This is a genomic window from Planktothrix sp. PCC 11201 (assembly GCF_900009135.1).
Lineage (GTDB): Bacteria > Cyanobacteriota > Cyanobacteriia > Cyanobacteriales > Microcoleaceae > Planktothrix.
In genome coordinates this window covers 460,755-479,700 of record NZ_LT797711.1, presented here as the reverse complement: position 1 = coordinate 479,700, position 18,946 = coordinate 460,755, and the positions used below count along the sequence as shown (strand labels likewise).

The window sequence follows — 18,946 nt, the reverse complement described above, 5'->3', positions numbered from 1 at the left end:
CTCCCGCGCCGTAAAACGGCGGGGATTCTTAAGAGACGTAAATCCTTAAAGGGTTAGCCAAAAACCCGCTAGACACTCGCTCAAAATCAAGTCTGTGCTTACTTTTAACCAAAATATTGGCACTACCATTAATATCAGCCGAAACCAGATGTCTATCCTTTGTTCTATACAATCCTCTCTTAATCCTTCTACCAGAAAACTTCTGTTTACTGGGATTATCGGCATTGTAAATAGGGATCTCATCTTGATCATAAAAACTAGCTTTAGAGGAGTAAGATTCCTCTTGCTCACCATACTCAATTCCGTATCGACAACACAAAGCTTTAAGTTTTTGTCTCAACTGCCAAAAAGGAATCTGGACAAAGTTTTGATTATTAGAACGTCCGATATTAATCTCTTGCTTGATACCCGGATTGTAACCAACTATCAATTTACCAATTTGATAAGTCAAACAATGGTCGATTATTATTCGAGCCGATTTATTCAAATAATCTCGAATAGAGTCATTCCGCTTTTGATTAAGTCGTGCCTGTTTATTTGTGATCCCTTTTATCCCTTGCTTGTCTTTGGCAGATTGAAGCTGGGCGTTACGCTTGTTATACCAGTGATTAATGCTTTTAAGTCTTTTGCCATCAATCAAAAATTGATGCCCATCAGTGTCAAAACAAGCTGCCAGATTATTAACCCCCAAGTCAATAGCTATCGCTTTTTCGGAATCAACAGATGTTTCGATTTTTTCATCTTCATAAATATACTCAATCTCAAACCATCGAGCCGAGTATTTCGGATGTATTCGTACCTCCTTAATCTTCTTGTCTTTCAGTCTTTCTGGGAGTGGGATTTTCACTTCCCCATATTCCTGTTTAAATTGTTGAGACATGGGGATATTAAACACCCCATTTTTAACTTTAATTCTCGGAATAATCAAAGGGAAATAACCATCTTTGGGCAAGTATTTAGGCAGTTGTGGTTTTTGTTCACAGCGTCCTATACTGATGGCTTGAAGAAGTCCCAAGAAAGACCGCATACTTCTATCTACCACCTTCATTGTCTGTTGAGCAATATCGGTATTAAGAAGCCGATAGTTCTCATTAGACTTGCAAATATGGTAGTTAGATTCATAGGTCAGTCGCTTTCTTTGAGTAAAGAAATACTGCCTACATTCATACAACGCCATATTAAAAAGATTCTTGCTCAAACGACACAAAACAGTCAGGGCGTTAAATTCCTGCTGGCTAAGTCGTCTAAGTTGGTTTTTTTGAGTGGCGTACATCTTCTCAGGTGTTTCACTATTTCTCTAGTATATAGCGAAAACCTCTAAATGTAAAGCCGTCCTAAAAGGACGGGGTTTCTACCCAAATTTCCGATGAAAACCGATCTCCGTCAATCTTTAATATATGCGTCTTGCCAATTTCATCAACTGGGTTGGATGGCAGGGACGGCTGGAAATCTTTCGGCTAAAATGCCCGATAATAGTTTTTGGATTACCGCTAGTGGCAAACAAAAAGGCAAATTAGTGACAGAGGATTTTGTGAGAATGTCTCTCACTGGAGAGATATTAGAAAATCCCAATCCGAATAATAAACCCTCGGCAGAAACCAGTATTCATCAAGCTATATATTCTTTGTTTCCCGAGGCAAATGCCTGTTATCATGTTCATTCCGTTGAAGCCAAATTAGTCTCAAACTTTATTAATCATGAACAACTGCTTTTACCACCCATTGAGATGTTAAAAGGCTTGGGAATTTGGCAAGAAAACCCTAAAGTTTATCTACCTGTTTTTGAGAATTATTTAGAAGTGCCTCGCATTGCGGAAGCAATTGTTCAACGGTTTAAACAAACTTCTCCTAATGTTCCGGCGTTGTTAATTAGAAATCATGGGGTAACGGTTTGGGCAGATTCTCCAGAAGCCGCAGAAAACCATATTGAATTAGTAGAATATATTTTCCGTTATATTGTGGCGGCTCGTCAAGCGGGATTGAATTTTCAACATTAATAAGGGGAATAGGGAATGGGGAATGGGGAATGGGTAATAGGGAATGGGTAATAGTTTACCTCCTCTGCCTCCCCTGCTCCCCCTGCTCTCCCTGCTCCCCCTGCTCCCCCTGCCTCCCCTACCTCCCCTACTCCCCCAAATTGACCCAAAACAATCAATCAATATTAATAGTTTGTAACCCCTCATTCACCGTAATTGCAATTTTGCCAACGGTGCGGCCCATCTCACTATAGGTATGGGCTTCGGCTAGATCATTTAAGGGATAAGTTCGATCAATCACCGTTTGAATTTTGCCCGCTTCAATTAAATCTCGCAAGGCGTCTAAATCTCGGCGACTCGGTTGAGCTAAGACTAATTTTGATTTTTTACCCGAAAATAATAAAGTTTGTAATGTCGCTCCCATATTATCAATTGTGGGCAAAGTTGAGATATAAATGCCATCGGATTGTAGAATCTTTTCACAATTAAAAAAGGACTGTTTCCCCACCGCATCAAAAATAATATCGTATTGGATGTCCTGTTGGGTAAAATCTTCCTGAGTGTAATCAATCACCGTATGGGCTCCCAAACGTTTAACAATATCAACATTAGACGTCCCGCAAACCCCCGTAACATCGGCATTCAGGGCCACAGCAATTTGCACTGCAAAGGTTCCCACACCGCCGGACGCCCCGTTAATTAAAACCCTCTGTCCGGGTCGCAATTGACCTAAATCTAATAACCCCTGTAACGCCGTCAATCCCGCTATGGGAACCGTCGCAGCCTCCGCATAGGTCATATTTTGAGGTTTATAGGTCAAATTCCCGGCAGGCACAGCCACATACTCGGCATAAGCCCCCCCAAATAACGGGTTAACGAAGCCATAAACCTGATCTCCCACCCGGAGGCGCGTCACCTGGGAGCCGATTTCCACCACTTCCCCGGCTAAATCCGAGCCTAAAACCTTGGGGAAATTGTAGCCCGATACTGGTTGTAATAATCCCTGTCTAATCTTCCAGTCCACGGGATTAATACTACTGGCATGAATTTTGACTAAAACTTGATCGGGTTTAATTGTTGGGGTCGGAATATCTTCATAACGAAGAACATCAGGCGACCCATATTGATGAATAACAATAGCTTTCATAATCAATTAATTAGGGATTAACACCCGTTAGTTTAACACAAAATTATAGAATTGGGGATAAATAGAGTCAGTCTCAATCCGTACTAAAAAATAAGGTTTTTGAAAATAGGGAATGGGCAATAGACCCATAATTGATCAGCGATAACTGATTTAGAATAGTCGTTTTTTGAGTTTTAACTTAACAATATAAGGCAAACTCAAGTAAACAAAAAATAGATTTTTTCTGGAATTAAGCGTTGTAAATCGGATAAATTTTAACTATGATAGAATGGTAGAAAAAAACTTTGACAGATCCTATCAATTCAATTTTTATGGATATTCAGTTAATCAATATTGGTTTTGGTAATATTGTCTCTGCTAATCGAGTGATTGCCATTGTCAGCCCTGAATCAGCCCCGATTAAGCGGATTATTAATGATGCTCGGGAGCGAGGACAGTTAGTCGATGCCACCTACGGACGCAGAACCAGGGCGGTAATTATCACGGATTCTAGCCATGTGATTCTCTCAGCCATTCAGCCGGAAACCGTTGCCCATCGCTTTGTGATGACCAAAGACGGCAATTCCCGCGATGATTAGGGGATTTGTGATTGATTCCCCTTGGTTTCCATCGGCATAGCATGAGAAAATAAAAAGATTCCGATTCAATGCCTTGAATCCATCAGCAGGTTCAAGGGAAAATCAGGGATTCCCCATTACTTTGTTTTCAACCCTCTAACCTGATAAAAATACTATGAAAAAAGGCCGATTAATTGTGATGACAGGCCCTAGCGGGGTCGGAAAAGGAACATTGGTTCGTTCCCTACTCAAAGATCATCCTGAACTCCATTTATCCGTTTCTGTGACCACTCGTTCTCCTCGTCCCGGTGAAATCCATGGACAAGATTACTATTTTGTTGATCGGGTTCATTTTCAAAACATGATCGAAGCAGGAGAGTTATTAGAATGGGCTGAATTTGCGGGGAATTATTATGGAACTCCCTTAATTGCTGTTAAAGAAAAAATTGAGGCGGGAATATCGGTTTTATTAGAGATTGAGTTAGAGGGCGCTCGCCAAATTCGTTCCACCTTTCCCTCGGCTTTACGGATTTTTATTATGCCCCCTTCTATTGATGAATTAGAACGTCGTTTACGCGGTAGAGGTCAGGATTCTGAAGATGCTATTCGACGGCGTTTAATGCGAGCAAAAGCGGAGATCGACGCCGCCAGTGAGTTTGATTTTGAAGTGATTAATGATGATTTAGATTTTGCCTTACGGCGTTTAGAATCCGTGTTATATTCTCCCGTTTAAGCCCCAAAATATGCCCCAGGAAGACCCGCTCAAACCCGATTCTTTAAATGTGATGGCAAAGGATGTCAAGTCGGCTGAATCCTATGCAAATTTAGGGCGTTTGCATGATCAGCAGGAACAATGGCAAGCGGCGATCTCTAATTATCGTCAGGCGATCCAATTAAATCCCCATTGTTCTTGGTTTTATCACCATTTAGCGGATGTTTTTTTAAAACAGGAACAATGGCAAGATGCCATCATTAATTATCGTCATGCGATTAAACTTAATCCTAATTTTTCCTGGTCATATCATAATTTAGGGAATGGTTTATTAAAATTAAAACATTGGGAAGAAGCGGTTCATGTTTATCGGAAAGCTATACAATTAAATCCCCATTTTCATTGGTCTTATTGTAATTTAGCCGATGTTTTATTTCATCAAAAAAAATGGAATTTAGCGATTATTAATTATTGGAAAAGTTTGGTGATTTTGCATCAAACCAATCAGGAACAGGATTTTGTATTAATTGCGACTAAATTGGGAGAAACCCTAGAATATCATTTACCTGAAAAGTTTGATTTAGCGATCGCCCATTATCAAAAAGTAATTCAAAATCAGCAACAGTATCCTGAATATCAAAGTATTGTGCAATTTTTAAGTCAAAATCAAAGCGCGTGGCTGAAAATTGCGGATTTTTTCCAGCAAAAACATCTAATTAATGCCGCTTTAATACTATATCAAATGGCGATACAATTCTATCCTGATCAAATTTTTATCTCGGAAAAGTTTAATACTCTATTGCAGAAAAAAAATGACTTAGAAACATCAATTAATTTACAACATCAAAATATTAATAAAACTTCCCAGAAATGGTCTAAATATGATCAAGGTCTGACAACTGATATCAGTACCAATAATTTTGATATTCCCTTAGCAACCTATCAACAACTCGAACCCTTTATTTTTAGTACCGATATTGATTTTGACTTAGACCAACTCGATCAACTGTTTGAAGCCGTGAATTGGATGACTCGGGATCACAAACACATGAAAATCGCCCTAGAACACAGTTTTTTAGTCGTTACCCTGTGGTTTATTACCCCCACCCAAAAACAATTAATTGGGTTTGCCCGGGCTGTTTCCGATCATGTTTATAACGCGACCCTTTGGGATGTAGTCATCCATCCTAACTTCCAAAGTCAAGGATTAGGAAAGTCCTTAATTCAGTATACCTTAGAACAGCTACAATTGCAAAATATTGAAAATATTACGTTATTTGCTGGGAATAAAGCGGTTAATTTCTATCATAATTTAGGGTTTATTACCGATCCTAACGGGATTAAAGGAATGTTTTGGGTTTCATCTTGATCAAGGGATGCAATAGAAGCTAATGGCTTAACCGCCTTGGTGGTTGCTATACTTTTGAATTAATTGCTCGACCTTTTTCAACTGAAATTGATTCGCAAGTTCTAAGAGTTCTTGAATAAAAGGTTGATAACGGGCATCTTTTTGACCAATCTGTTCTGCCATCAAAACCAGATTTTTAATTTTTCCTCGTTTAGTCAGTTCCAATAAGACTTCTAAGTCCTCAGCCGCCGGAGGAATAATTTCTAAAGTGGATACTGGTACTGTATTTCCTACTTCTTCATAGTTCCAAGTTAGTTGTAAATGCTTGGCTAAGGCATTAAATAAATCCTGAGCATCAACTGGTTTAGTCAGGAAATCATCACCTCCGGCATTGAGGCTCATCTGCTGATCTACTTGGGATACCGAGGCTGATGAAACCACAATTTTCAATGCTTTTAACTGCCGATCACTGCGTAATTGTTTGAGCATTTCAAAGCCATCCATGACGGGCATTGCCAAGTCTGTAATTACTATATCGGGTAAAGTTTCTCGCATTTTATCTAAACCCTCTTGTCCATTTTCAGCTTCAATCAGTACAAAACCCAGGGGTTCTAATAGATTGACAATCACGGCGCGATTTTCCCAGCGATCATCTACAACTAAAATTAAAATTCTTTCTTTCGCTCCCTGATAGCTGATTATATTACCAGCCCTACTTGTTTGTTCCTCTACCCATTCATTATTTATGGGTAATTCCACTTCAAAAAAGAATTTACTGCCTATTCCTAGTTCGCTCTCGACCTGAATTTTCCCTCCCATTAATTGAACAATTTGCTGACTAATCGCTAGTCCTAAACCTGTACCTTCAGCTTGACGGCTACGTTCTCCTACCTGTGCAAAAGCTTGGAATAGTTTCTGTATATCTTCGTTGCTAATACCAATTCCCGTATCTATGATTGAAAAGCGCAAACGAGTCAAAGAAAGCGGTTTTTGAAGATTATCAAAGAGTTGATTGCTATTTGATCCTAATTGTTCGACTTTCAAGGTGACGCTGCCTCGATCGGTAAATTTGATCGCATTACCCAAGAGGTTAATTAATACCTGTCGCAGACGTTTTTCATCAGCGATAATACCACTGGGCAATTTAGGATCGGGTTGGTAGTGGAAATCAATACCTTTCTGTTGAGCGCGGATTTGAGAAATTTCGACAACACCTTGGACTAGGGAAGGCAAATAAATGGCATTCGGGGTGAGTTCGAGTTTACGCGCTTCAATTTTTGAGATATCGAGAATATCATTAATTAAGGTGAGTAGATGGGAACCGCATTGGTAAATGATGTTAATTCCCTGAAGTTCTTTTTCCGGTATAGCTTTGGAGCGTCCGAGAATTTGAGCGTAACCCAGGATGCCATTTAAGGGAGTTCGCAATTCGTGACTCATGTTAGCCAGAAATTCACTTTTAGCTTGGTTAGCACTCTCCGCTTTTTCCCTAGCTTCAATCGCTTCAAAGGCGGCAATCTGAGATTCAAAGGCGGCAATCTGGGGCAGGCTCGTCCAAGAAGCGATCGCTACTCCCACAAACACCACGATCAGCAACAATACTACAATTAAATTCTCTCCTCGACCAATCGTTTGAGTATCCAATAAAGCACGAAATCCCCAACCAATTAGGACTGAACCCGATAAGAGAAAAATTAGGGTGGACACCTGAAACATCAGCGATTCCCTAATAATTTGCTGATCTTTGGGTTGATAAAGCTGATGCCACCAACTGGGGCGAAATATTTTGAAAGGAAGTCGTCGAATCACAATATCGGTCGCCATAACCCCCAGGGGAAATATCAAGCCCAAGAGGAAATTACCCCAGCCCCAAGCAATACCACCTACGCATAAAATCACTACTTCCATTAAGAATAAACCCAAAGACAGATGGGGGAACAGAACATCATCTCTCTTGCGGCGCAACCAGATGGCAAGGTGAAGCAAAATATAGGAACTAAACCAACCCACAGTAGCAATAAAAACAATCTGGGTTAAATTTCCCCAAGCTAAATAGACTAAAGAAATTACAAATAGCCAAACTAATGCTGGGCCAAAAACTCCCCGCCGAGAAACCACCCCAAATACAGGAGCCATGTAGCGGTCTTGTGACAATTGATAGAGAATGCGAGAACAGTTACAAACTGCTGTTGTTAATGGTAACAGAGCGATAGTGGTGAGTAAAAATGTTGCCATCATTGAGGCTCCACTGCCCCAGAATGGTTGGGAAGCGGCAATTAGATGGAGGTAGGGATCGTCCCTATGGTTTGGGTCAAAGGCAAGCTGGATCGCCACCCAAGATGCACCCAGAAAGATCCCGCCTTGCAACCAAGCCGCAATCTTCAGAAATTTCAAAGTTTTGATGGGTTCGCGGCTATCTGCGACAAAGGAGGAGGCGGTTTCTGAAGAATAGGTGGTATAAGTAGCAATTAAGAACCACTTTGCCCAATCAGTAAAGCCCAAGGGTTTCCAGCTTAACGGGACAATTCCTGGACTAGCTGGGGAAAAAATTAACCAACCCAGCCCCTGCAAGGTAAAAATCACTATAGAGCCAGTAGCTGTTACTACCAGAAAAAGATTGAGAATACTGATGGCGCGAGTGCCGCTAAAGGCGACGATGAAGGGAAGCAAGAGGAGACAGATTTTGAGGAAAGTGGGCGGAATGCTCAAACCGACTACTGTTAAATTGTTTTGAATTAAGTCTGAAAGGACTACAGCACTTATAGCAATAACGCTTGCCCAGCCATTCAGGTAGCCGATCGCTGCATATCTGCCTAGGAGGGGATAATGTTTGAGTAAGTTTGTAGTGTAGTTGGGAGTTCCACCCGCTATTTCTAACCGATGGAAACCGAGTTGTTTAACTTGATAGGTGATCAGTATTCCCACTAAAGTTGCGGGTATCCATACCCAAATAGCTGATGCGCCAAGAGCATAGTTCATCGCCGCAAATACCCCAATCCACCCTGGCCATCCTGTTAAACCAAAACCATAGGTTTCTAACGCACTTAAAGTTCTAGGCAATTTATGGGGTGAAAGTGAGAGCATATTTTTTATAATCGAATTGTGTCGGTTAAGAAATAAGACCAGTTAAATTTAGGTAATTTTTCTTATCTTAACTTTTAGATTACCTAAAACTATGACTCACCAGTAATAATAGTCTCTGATTTAGGAAAAGTCAAGGATAATTGCCGAGGAAAAAGTTTATCAATCGTATCAATGATGCTCGACAAAATAGGTTAATAGGACTCAACCAAAGTTCAGTTTTAACATCTGCAATTACCGTTTGAAGTTGGATTGATAGGCGTCAGTCACCGAGTAAATACCACAAGTATAAAAGTTTCACTCTAAAACCTACCAAGGTTGGGTAATTTGCTCAACGGTTAAATTAAGATCGAGGAATAATTGAGAAATAATCCTTTGTTGACCTATAAAAATAGTATTCTGATAACTTCCATTCATCAGAAAATTAACAATTACTTGTTCTGTTAAAGGATCAATAATCCAATATTCGGAAATCCCAAACTCCGCATATTCAGTCATCTTTTTAATATAATCTCGGTTTTCGTTATCTTCCCCAGGACTCACAACTTCTACTACTAATAAAGCCGGAACTTCCAGAATGGCTGATTTTTTAAACTGTCGTAACCGTCGCCAGTCTTCTCCTTGAATAATCGCAATATCTGGTTGTCGGGAGCGACTTAATCTAGTTCGTATCCCCACATCTCCCTGCTTTACTTTTAAGTCTAACCCTAGTCTTTTTACCTCAGCTTTGAAAGTATCATAGAGGAATTCAACAATATCAGAATGAATCGGACTCGCAGGTGTCATCGGAATTAACACCCCATCTTCAAGTTCATAACGATTATCTGTTCCGTCATCATAAGTTAAATATTCTTCAAACGTTAATTTTACAGGGGTTTGAGTCATGTCTTACCTCAACTTTGTAATATAATATAATTTTTTAAAATTGAATTAATTTTTAGTAAAGAAGCGCTATGCTGATCTTTATGGCTATTATCTTCTAACAAACAACGTCTTTTTAACGATTGTATCGCCTTTAATATATCTGTGGGTTTATCAGGGATTTCTTGTAAAACCTGCATCAAAGCAACCCCATTTTCTTGTTTGGCTAAATAATTGATCACCTGTTGTTCTGACTCAGTTAATCTACTCCATAAACGACTCAATTGAAATGTGATTTCATTACTTAATACTAAGGAAGGATAAGCTAAAAAATCCGTGACTCGACTAGAAAATAGTTCTTGAATCATCGTAGCTGTCATTTCTAACCATAAAGGATGTCCTTGATATTTTTCAATTAAATCATACCAATTGTCTTGATCTAATAATTCTTTATCTCTGAAAATTTTGGTAGCACAATCTCCCAATCCTGAAAGTTTTAATGATCTAAAAAATTTAAGATGATCGACTGTTAAATATTCGGGTTGTTCGCTGGTAATTAATAAAAAACTACTGAAATGAGACAATTCAGCAATTTGTTTAAATAATAAATAATACCCTTCAAATTCGGGTTTATATTGACCTGCATATTGTCCGGTTTCAAAGAGCATTTGCAGATCATCAATAATAATTAAACAGCGATGTTTTCTAATAAATTTCAGCAATAAATCAACTTGACGATCTAGGGTATTCGGAAAAACAGGAGGAGAGACAACACTTTGCAGTAAATCTGTTAAAAAAACATCTATGGTTGGACAATATTGCAGACTGCGATAAATAATATATTGAAATTCCGTTTGGATTTCTTCAATCAGTTTGACAGCCAGCGTAGTTTTGCCAATTCCGATCATACCAACCAAAGTAATAACACGGATATGGTCTTGAATTAACCATGTTTTTAAAGTATTTAGTTCATCCTCCCGCCCATAAAAATCGGTAATTTCTGGAGTTGCATCTAAGTCTAAATGGTTGTTTTCGGATGGTTTGAATAGAGGACAAGATTTAGGCTCTTTCTTTTGTTTTGAACAAATACTGATTTGATGAAAACTAATAAAATTTCCAGAGGAAACACTGTTATAGATAGTAATTTTTTCTAAAATAGACCGTGCATTTGATTTATTAATATCTTCCCCTAAAGTTTTCGATAAAGTTTGCCATAATTCCGATGCAGTATCTCTAACATGACCTTCACTTAAATGATTTTCCGATGCAATTTCAGTGTATTTATTGCCCTGTAATGTCCCTTTAAGAATTGTTTCTTGCAGAAGGTCTAAATGTTCGCCTGTATGGGTGAAAAGCAGTTGATCGGCAAGTTTCAATACTTCTGCAATATCCATAGCGAGGTGAGACTGGTAGTTTTATCTGATCTTATCCGATTTTTCCGATCTTTTTCCGACATTTTAGAAATTTTTTAGGAAAAAGTTCCGACACGATCCGACTGACAGAGCAATTGGTTTTCGTTTATGACTGTAGTAACACACGGATGTGCGGATAAGCTAACCAAAAGGAATATTATCTTACATCCAGTGGTTGCATCAATAGTTAGACCTTGGAGGTACAATGTCAAGAGATTTACGGGGTACAGGAATTGCTAGTGCTTTAGAAAATTACTTTGACTCAATCTGTATTGGCAATGATGGTGATTCAGAAATAAAAAAACTACAGTTGAGTGACAGTGGAATATTAAGCTACGATGTTCAAATTCGACATAGACAAGTCACAACTATTCACATTCCATTTAATGGAAATAAGAACATTATTACTTATAGCTTGACAACCCATGCTACTGGCGATATTAATCCTCGCAACCCCGACCCCAACAAATTACATTTTGGAGTTGATACTCCATTTGGAACAGTCACAGTAAATCTGACTGAACTTATGCAAGTTATAGCAACTATGATTTGAATTAACTCACTTAAAAACAATATGAATCGTTATTTCCTGAGTTCAGTAATCATTGGTATTATAGCAGTCTCTGCACAACAAAAACCAGGTTTTGCTGAGACAATGCCAGAGTGGGTTGATGGATACTTTGCCATTAACGGGATAGTGTATGCTAAAGCAGGTGGAACAATTTGCGACATGAGAACACCTGGGCACGTTGAGATATTTAGACGCTCAAGACCTGCTCCCGGCTTGAACATAACCGCCATTTCAACTTATAAGTATATTGGGCTTTGTCCAGTTCCTAGAGCCTTTTTTGATTTTGGCAATTCAGGGTATTTCAGTTTTGGTAATGGTAGCTTTTGTGGCTTTCCAAACCCTCAAGTACAACTGGAATATAGACAACGGTATAACGCTCCTCTTGTTAAGCGAATTTCCTCAGATCCTACAGCATTCATGAAGTATACAGGTCGGTGTTCTTAACTTTTATAGCAAGTCTAAATCCGTTGTATAAATGGTTTAAAATCAAATTCATCCCATCGTAGGGGCGAGGCGCGCCTCGCCCCTACACGGGAATATCAATATTTTTTAAGATTAATAATCTTGACTTGACATTTTTTTGTACAACTCACTTAAACTTGCTTTAGCTTTCTTGGTCACTCCTTCAAACTTTTATTCTACAACTAAAACTTGCTCAACGGTTAAATTAAGATCTGGGAATAGTTGAGAAATAATCCTTTGTTGACCTGTAAAAATAGTATTCTGATAACTTCCATTCATCAGAAAATTAACAATAACTTGCTCCGTTAAAGGATCAATAATCCAATATTCGGAAATCCCAAATTCCGCATATTCAGTCATCTTTTTAACATAATCTCGGTTTTCGTTATCTTCCCCAGGACTCACAACTTCTACTACTAATAAAGCCGGAACTTCCAGAATGGCTGATTTTTTAAACTTTCGTAACCGTCGCCAATCTTCTCCTTGAATAATCGCAATATCTGGTTGTCGGGAGCGACTTAATCTAGTTCGTATCCCCACATCTCCCTGTTTTACTTTTAAGTCTAAATTCCGTCTTTGAATTTCCTGATAAAAACAGATAAACAAAAACCCGATAATATCAGAATGAATCGGACTCGCAGGTGTCATCGGAATTAACACCCCATCTTCAAGTTCATAACGATTATCTGTTCCGTCATCATAAGTTAAATATTCTTCAAAAGTTAATTTTATAGGGGTTTGAGTCATGTTGTTACCTCAACTTTGTAACATCCCTTTGCTATTTTATTAAGTATAACATTGTTGGACTTAGACTCCCGAGTGCCCAGAATACTAAAGCCCAACAATAAACTATCTTCTGATTAATTTTTTATTCTTCTTTCTCCATAACGCAATAACATATTAATACTCGCCAAACGATTGCCCCAACTAGAGACTTGATAAGGACGTTCTAAGGCTTGTAAACGCATAGATATTTGGAATTGTTTTTGGAAGGTTGTTAACTTTTGTTGAGCTATTTCTAAAGTTTGAGGTGAGGGATTATCCTCTAATTGTTTTAAGGTTTGTGCTAAATCTTCTGCTTGGGTACTCAAGGCTTTTAGTTCCCCATCTCGAATCCAAAGTTGTTCATTTCCTAACAGGAAACTCCATTCTCTTTTTAAGGCTAAATAGCGATCATGCGCCGCAGCAAAGGGTTGTCGATAGGGAATGGGAGGTTGAGTTTTCGAGGAATTATTTTGAGTTCTATGAAAATAGTTTTGGAGATTATTACCAATACTATCAACAGCAAAAATTGAATATCCACCTGTGGGTAAATCCCGTAAGGATTGTAATTGATCAATCGCTACAATTTCAGGAATATTTAATAACTTAATTGCCGGACTAATTAACGCCGACCCTAACTTTTGTTCCTGGGTTAAGGGCTGAGTAATACGTTGTAAACGGTTGGTATCCATTGCATAGGTCATCGGAACAATTAAATCCACATAACCGTTTTTTGCCCAAACTTCCCATTGTTGTTGAATTTTCATAATCCTTTCCTGTTCAGGATTAGAAAACACCGCAACGGATAAAATTACATTAGGTTTTTGTTGCTTCAAAAATTGCGAAACTTCTGCGACAAAGGATGTCACCTGTTGGGTTTTAAATTGTAGCCATTGATTCCACAATTGATTATTCTTGGGCGTAATATTAACCGGATCAACTCCTGTTAATTGTTGGAATTGTTCCCGTCCCGCTTTTCCATAACCATAGGTGTAACTTCCACTGGGATCTTGGAAAGGATAGCGAATATAATCTAACTGCAATCCATCGACATTATAGGCGGTAATTTCATTAATTAAACGCATTAAATACGCCCTAGCTTCCCGGTTAGCGGGATCGAGATAAACTTTGCGATCGCGGGTATTTCTTAACTCCCCATAATTATTAATATTGATCCAATCAGGATGGGCTTGAATTACCGGACTTAAAAAACTACTGGGTTGTCCTAAAAGTTGATTATGGCGGTCATTTCCCACCGCAAAAACCCAGATCCAAGCGTGTAATTCCATACCCCGTTGGTGAGCTAATTTCACCGCCGCTTCTAAGGGGTTCCAACCTTGTGTTAAAGGGTTTTGTGCAGGCGCAATTCGACTGGGATAAATTGGATAACCCGCATTAATTGTTTCAAAATAAACCGTATTAATTCCCGCCGCCGCTAACCGATCAAACACTTGCGCCAGTCCCGCCTCACTTCTGGCTTTAACAATAGTTCCTCGGTCTAACCAAACCGCCCGAATTTCTGCCCCTAATCGTTCTCCTTCTGTGGGATAATTTTGCCATAATTGTTGACGAATTTCTAACCATTGATGGCGAGCTTCTGCCCAATTTTGTTGAGCGACTAATTGTGGAAAATTCTTAATTATTTCTCTGGCTTTGGTAATAATTTGATCGGATTTTTTGAAATTAGCACTGGCTAGACTTCCCCCGGTTCCTGCGATTAATTGAGTGGATGCGACTTGTAAATTAATCGGAATATTACCTGAATTTGAGGCAATTAAAGCATTTTCAAAACGTCCCAATAAATCTATTAATTCCTGACGCATGGCGATCGCCGTTAATTCCTCAATAGGTTGATTTCCGGGCTGCACTTCTAAACCCGCCGGGGCGATTTGTTCGGAAGGGTCAATAAAACCACTGGGAACCGCCGGAGTATTAGGTAATGTCCGAGTCGCTGTTAAGCTGGGGGCGGGGGGTGGTGTGGTTGAACGGGGGGGGGAAACCGGAGTCAGGGGAACTATTGCAGGTGTAACCGGACGTGGAGATGGGATGGTAGCCATTGGCCGTACCCTGGGCGTCGTAGGTTGGGATAGGGGTGCAGAAGCGGGACGAGTGGCTATTGGGGGCGGTGGGGGAACTGGACGGGGTTCTGCTATAGGGACTGTAGGAGCCGGACGGGTAGATGTTGGGGGCGGTGGTGTAACCGGACGGATGACTGTTGCTGGGGCTGTTGGGGGCGGGACGGGGACGGTCGCAGTGGCGACGGGAGTCGTTGTCGGGTTTCCAGCCAAACCATGACGACTAAGCGCCGCTTGCAACCAAGCAATATCAACCTCCGCCGAAGATTGATTTCCCCAGCGCCAGCCTAAATAGGTGGCTTTTTGAGTCGTAATCACGGCGGGAGAACTCCCACTAGCTTCCCAAATTCCGGCGGTATAACTTTCTAAGGTAGTGGGAATTAAAACCCCCCCGTCAACGGCGTTAGAATTAGCTTGAATTGGCCCCCAAGTTGTTAGGGAAGCACAGATAGGATCTTGAGTGCGACAGCGATTTTTCGCGATTTGGGGTTTAGCGGGAACTGTCAGGGGAAAAGCCCAATAGGAACCTAAAATTGATCGCAATAATTGACGAACTAAAGGGGTAGATTTTTCTGCGATCGGGCCACTGGCAATCACCTGTCCCCCTTGTTTTGCCCATTCTTGCAGAACCTTAGCTTGTTCGGTTTTAATAACAGTTAGATTAGGTAAAAATAAAATTCCAATTCCCTGAAGATCGGCGAGGCTTTTGATATTGTTTAAATCCAGGGTTTGATAAGGTATTCGACTGGCTTTTAAGCGTTGTTCAATGCTATTCCATTCTGTGGTTTGTTCTGAATCACGGATTACCCCTAATGGGGTATTTATTTGACTTAAGCAAGTTAGGGGAATTGATAATTGTAAAATTGTACTGGCAAGAGTTCCCAGGATAATCTGTTGGAAAAACGTTTGTGATCGCCGTTGAACCATTGGTTTATATTGTTTTTTTAATGATAAAATCAATTTAGGTAAAATACCATAAATAGACAGAACTATCAAGCCCTTTTTTGGAGCTAAACCTTTAATTCTGCCGGATTCTCTGTCTTTCCAACTCCACACCCCTAAAATTGGACGAGGATCATACAAATCTTAACCATTCTACCAGGCATCTGTATTGAAGGGAATTAAACGCCGAACTCTAATTAATTAATAGTTGTGAGGAAGAATATCATTAAGACGATCGCTCTTTTACCTCCCAAAAAAGCGATCGCTCCTAAATATCAGAAAATCAACCTAGAATTGTTTCCGTCTTCGTCCTTGGGCATCCGCAGCTAACATGGCTGCGAACACAGCTTCGGGACTGATTTCACAGGGTTCATTATGGATGGTTTCACCCGTACTACAAGCCCGCTCTGCGGCTAAGAATAGGCGATCAGGGCTGACTCCCTCCAGTCCGATATCGGCTAAAGTCGTAGGCAGTCCGATGGATTCACAAAAACTGAACACCCGATCAATCACTTGACTGGGGCGATCAGTTAAAATCAACATCGCCAAAACCCCAAAAGCCACCTTTTCACCGTGCCAGAATTTCTTGGTTTCTTCCAAAACCGTAAACCCATTATGAATCGCATGGGCCGCGGCGAGTCCGCCACTTTCAAAACCCAACCCACTCAGCAAGGTATTCGCTTCGATAATCCGTTCCAAAGCCGGAGTTACTACCTGTTGTTCACAGGCAATTTTGCCATAAACCCCATATTCGAGCAAGGTTTCATAACACAAATGGGCCAAACTAAAGGCGGTCATTGGCCCCATCCGTCCGGTCATATTTTTGGCGCGTTTGATCTGACAGTCTTCGGCTTCAAACCAAGTTGCCAGGGCATCTCCCATCCCCGCCACCAAGAACCGCACCGGAGCTTGGGCAATAATATCGGTATCGACCAAAACTAAATCGGGGTTGCGCGGCAAGACTAGATAACGCTCCCACACCCCTTCCGGGGTATAAATCACAGATAGGGCACTACAGGGGGCATCGGTGGAAGCAATGGTCGGAACAATCGCCACGGGAAGTTTGAGTTGATAGGCGGTCGCTTTAGCCGTGTCGATGGTTTTTCCGCCTCCAATTCCCACAATTAAATCTACTTCTTGAGTTGCACCTAAACTGACCATGTGTTCAATTTCAGGATCGCAACATTCACCTCCAAAACGTTCCAGATAAATCTCTATTTTTCCCTGGGTGAATTCTTCAACAACAGGTTGCAATTTCGGAAAAATTACTGGCCCCATTATTACCAGGGCTTTGCGACCTAAACGACTCAATTCTTCACCCAGGAACCGGATGGCATGAATGCCTTGAACATATCGGGCTGGGAAAATCGCTGTAGTAATCACGGTTTGCTCCTTGTTCAAAACGAACACTCTTACTCACCGCAGCAGTCAGGAACCTGAAGGAATAACTAATTCTGTTTTAGTTCTAATTCACGTCACTATAGTATTATAAACTATCCCTCTTAAATCAACAATAATTGACAATAATTTGTTACAATTATTTTGCTAATCAAACTTCTTGATCTCAAGCTAATTATCCTTGTTCGTTGTTGGGCTTTAGCCCTGTCTTTTTTAGGGGTCTTAACAGTAACAAACAAAATCCCCCAGTTGTTGGGCTTGAATTATGTCTTTTTTGGGGACACTCATTCCAACAACAAGGGGTTTATTTGATATTTGTAAAAAAAGGTGCGAAACTTAATTTTAAAATACCCTAATTACACAAAAAATTCACTCCCATTATTAGGGTAAATTGTATTATTCCCGTTACTACTAAACATCATGGGAGACAGGGCTTTGCTATAGAGGATGTCATTATCTTGAAGACTACTGAGCATAACTTCAGGGCGACTGAGTAATGCTTGATTAGGTGTAATCGAATTAGTAATTAAACTTTGAGCTTTTAGACTAATATTATCAAAGTCAACTTCTGTACCTCTGTTTGTATTTAAGTTCATTAAGCGAATCCCCAGGTTTTCACCGGTCAGGGGATCAGCAGCACCAGTTGTAAAGGAAGGTGATTGAGTCGCAGTCCGTAAGCTGGGATTGCTGATAATACCATCAATTAGCGTAATCCCATCGGTGCTCTGGCTCGGTAAAACTATATAGCCTTCACCGGCTAACAGGGTTACGGTACTGACTTCATCCCCTTCGACTACATTATCAGGTATCCCAGTTAGGATGAGTTTGGCTTCGGTGACACCTGGGGCAATGGTGAGGCCAGCAGGTCTCTTGGTGACCGGATCCATTTGAGTGGTTAGATTTTCACTCTTAGTGTTGCTGACATCTCCCCCGGCATTATCGCTGTCGAGGGCACTGATATTCAGATTCAGCCCGGTGCTGGGTGCAGGCTGACTGAGTTTGATGGTGAAAGTCCCTACCCCACCATTTTCAGCGATCGCATTTGGACTAGCCGTGACACTCACCACGAGTTTCTCAGTCACTGTAATCGCATCGGTGCTAAAGCCGGGTGCAACGGTATAGCCTGTACCGGGTAACAAGCTGAGGGTACTGACTTCATCCCCTTCGACTACATTATCAGGTATGCCTGTCAGGATGAGTCTGGCTTCGGTGGCACCTGGGACAATGGTGAGGGCAGCAGGTTTCTTGGTGACCGGATCCATTTGAATGCTTAGATTTGTACTCTTTTCATTGGTGACATCTGGCCCGGCATTATCGCTGTCGAGGGCACTGATATTCAGCTTCAGCCCGGTGCTGGGTGCAGGCTCACTGAGTCGGATGATGAAAGCCCCTATCCCACCATTTTCAGAGATGATAGTTCGATTGACTTTGACGCTGACTATGGGATTAGTCGAGGTATCGGCGTTAAGTCCCAAGGAATCGCTCATTAATTTTTGCTCTCTAATAATATTGGTTAAGAATTGATAGTACAGAATAACTTTATAAATTTATCTTTTTGTAATATGAATATTTTTCATTATGGATATGTACCGCCTGCATTGATAAAAAAATGCGATTACCTATTAATAAATAGAGGATATATT

15 protein-coding genes are annotated in these 18,946 nt (G+C 40.5%); 6 read left to right on the top strand and 9 right to left on the bottom strand.

All coding sequences use genetic code 11. The features are described 5' to 3' along the window. Nucleotides 1-28: 28 nt before the first annotated feature. A complete protein-coding gene (locus tag PL11201_RS24380) occupies nucleotides 29-1,273 on the bottom strand; it encodes an RNA-guided endonuclease InsQ/TnpB family protein (protein WP_079681433.1) in 1,245 nt (414 codons plus the stop codon). Between the two features lie 93 nt (nucleotides 1,274-1,366). On the opposite strand from PL11201_RS24380, the gene mtnB reads away from it, so the two are divergent. Continuing rightward, nucleotides 1,367-1,996 carry a methylthioribulose 1-phosphate dehydratase gene (mtnB, locus tag PL11201_RS24375; protein ID WP_079681432.1) on the top strand — a complete coding sequence of 210 codons (630 nt, stop codon included), beginning with the start codon at nucleotides 1,367-1,369 and terminating at the stop codon, nucleotides 1,994-1,996. A 154-nt stretch (nucleotides 1,997-2,150) separates the two neighbouring features. Here mtnB and PL11201_RS24365 read toward each other — a convergent pair whose 3' ends face one another. Next, a complete protein-coding gene (locus PL11201_RS24365; RefSeq protein ID WP_079681430.1) occupies nucleotides 2,151-3,122 on the bottom strand; it encodes an NAD(P)-dependent alcohol dehydrogenase in 972 nt (323 codons plus the stop codon). 311 nt (nucleotides 3,123-3,433) lie between these two features. Between PL11201_RS24365 and remA the strand changes: the two genes are divergently transcribed. The 3 genes from remA to PL11201_RS24350 all read left to right on the top strand — a co-directional run bounded on the left by remA (nucleotide 3,434) and on the right by PL11201_RS24350 (nucleotide 5,760). Then, complete coding sequence (remA, locus tag PL11201_RS24360) at nucleotides 3,434-3,700, top strand: extracellular matrix/biofilm regulator RemA (RefSeq protein ID WP_042155623.1); 267 nt, start codon at nucleotides 3,434-3,436, stop codon at nucleotides 3,698-3,700. A 154-nt stretch (nucleotides 3,701-3,854) separates the two neighbouring features. After that, nucleotides 3,855-4,412 carry a guanylate kinase gene (gmk, locus tag PL11201_RS24355; protein ID WP_079681429.1) on the top strand — a complete coding sequence of 186 codons (558 nt, stop codon included), beginning with the start codon at nucleotides 3,855-3,857 and terminating at the stop codon, nucleotides 4,410-4,412. Between the two features lie 10 nt (nucleotides 4,413-4,422). Further along, on the top strand, nucleotides 4,423-5,760 hold the full coding sequence (locus PL11201_RS24350) for a GNAT family N-acetyltransferase (protein ID WP_079681428.1): 1,338 nt from the start codon (nucleotides 4,423-4,425) through the stop codon (nucleotides 5,758-5,760). A gap of 27 nt (nucleotides 5,761-5,787) precedes the next feature. On the opposite strand, the gene PL11201_RS24345 is transcribed toward PL11201_RS24350, so the two are convergent. From PL11201_RS24345 to PL11201_RS24335, 3 genes are all read right to left on the bottom strand, one after another. Further along, nucleotides 5,788-8,823 carry an ATP-binding protein gene (locus PL11201_RS24345; protein ID WP_079681427.1) on the bottom strand — a complete coding sequence of 1,012 codons (3,036 nt, stop codon included), beginning with the start codon at nucleotides 8,821-8,823 and terminating at the stop codon, nucleotides 5,788-5,790. A 306-nt stretch (nucleotides 8,824-9,129) separates the two neighbouring features. Then, nucleotides 9,130-9,705, bottom strand: coding sequence for a Uma2 family endonuclease (locus PL11201_RS24340; RefSeq protein WP_079681426.1), 576 nt, complete (start codon nucleotides 9,703-9,705; stop codon nucleotides 9,130-9,132). 8 nt (nucleotides 9,706-9,713) lie between these two features. Then, nucleotides 9,714-11,075, bottom strand: coding sequence for an NB-ARC domain-containing protein (locus PL11201_RS24335; RefSeq protein ID WP_079681425.1), 1,362 nt, complete (start codon nucleotides 11,073-11,075; stop codon nucleotides 9,714-9,716). A gap of 223 nt (nucleotides 11,076-11,298) precedes the next feature. Here PL11201_RS24335 and PL11201_RS24330 point away from each other — a divergent pair, with 223 nt between their 5' ends. Beyond that, complete coding sequence (locus tag PL11201_RS24330) at nucleotides 11,299-11,646, top strand: hypothetical protein (protein ID WP_079681424.1); 348 nt, start codon at nucleotides 11,299-11,301, stop codon at nucleotides 11,644-11,646. Between the two features lie 21 nt (nucleotides 11,647-11,667). Next, nucleotides 11,668-12,108 carry a hypothetical protein gene (locus PL11201_RS24325; protein WP_079681423.1) on the top strand — a complete coding sequence of 147 codons (441 nt, stop codon included), beginning with the start codon at nucleotides 11,668-11,670 and terminating at the stop codon, nucleotides 12,106-12,108. 189 nt (nucleotides 12,109-12,297) lie between these two features. Here PL11201_RS24325 and PL11201_RS24320 read toward each other — a convergent pair whose 3' ends face one another. From PL11201_RS24320 to PL11201_RS24305, 4 genes are all read right to left on the bottom strand, one after another. Beyond that, entirely contained in the window at nucleotides 12,298-12,873 is a 576-nt protein-coding gene (locus tag PL11201_RS24320) for a Uma2 family endonuclease (RefSeq protein ID WP_079681422.1), read from the bottom strand. A gap of 113 nt (nucleotides 12,874-12,986) precedes the next feature. Further along, nucleotides 12,987-15,890 carry a glycoside hydrolase family 10-like protein gene (locus PL11201_RS24315; RefSeq protein ID WP_079681622.1) on the bottom strand — a complete coding sequence of 968 codons (2,904 nt, stop codon included), beginning with the start codon at nucleotides 15,888-15,890 and terminating at the stop codon, nucleotides 12,987-12,989. 303 nt (nucleotides 15,891-16,193) lie between these two features. Further along, nucleotides 16,194-17,288 (bottom strand): glycerol dehydrogenase, encoded by a 1,095-nt coding sequence (locus tag PL11201_RS24310; RefSeq protein WP_079681421.1) that lies wholly within the window; start codon nucleotides 17,286-17,288, stop codon nucleotides 16,194-16,196. A 371-nt stretch (nucleotides 17,289-17,659) separates the two neighbouring features. Continuing rightward, a complete protein-coding gene (locus PL11201_RS24305; RefSeq protein ID WP_079681420.1) occupies nucleotides 17,660-18,790 on the bottom strand; it encodes a hypothetical protein in 1,131 nt (376 codons plus the stop codon). Between the last annotated feature and the right edge of the window lie 156 nt (nucleotides 18,791-18,946).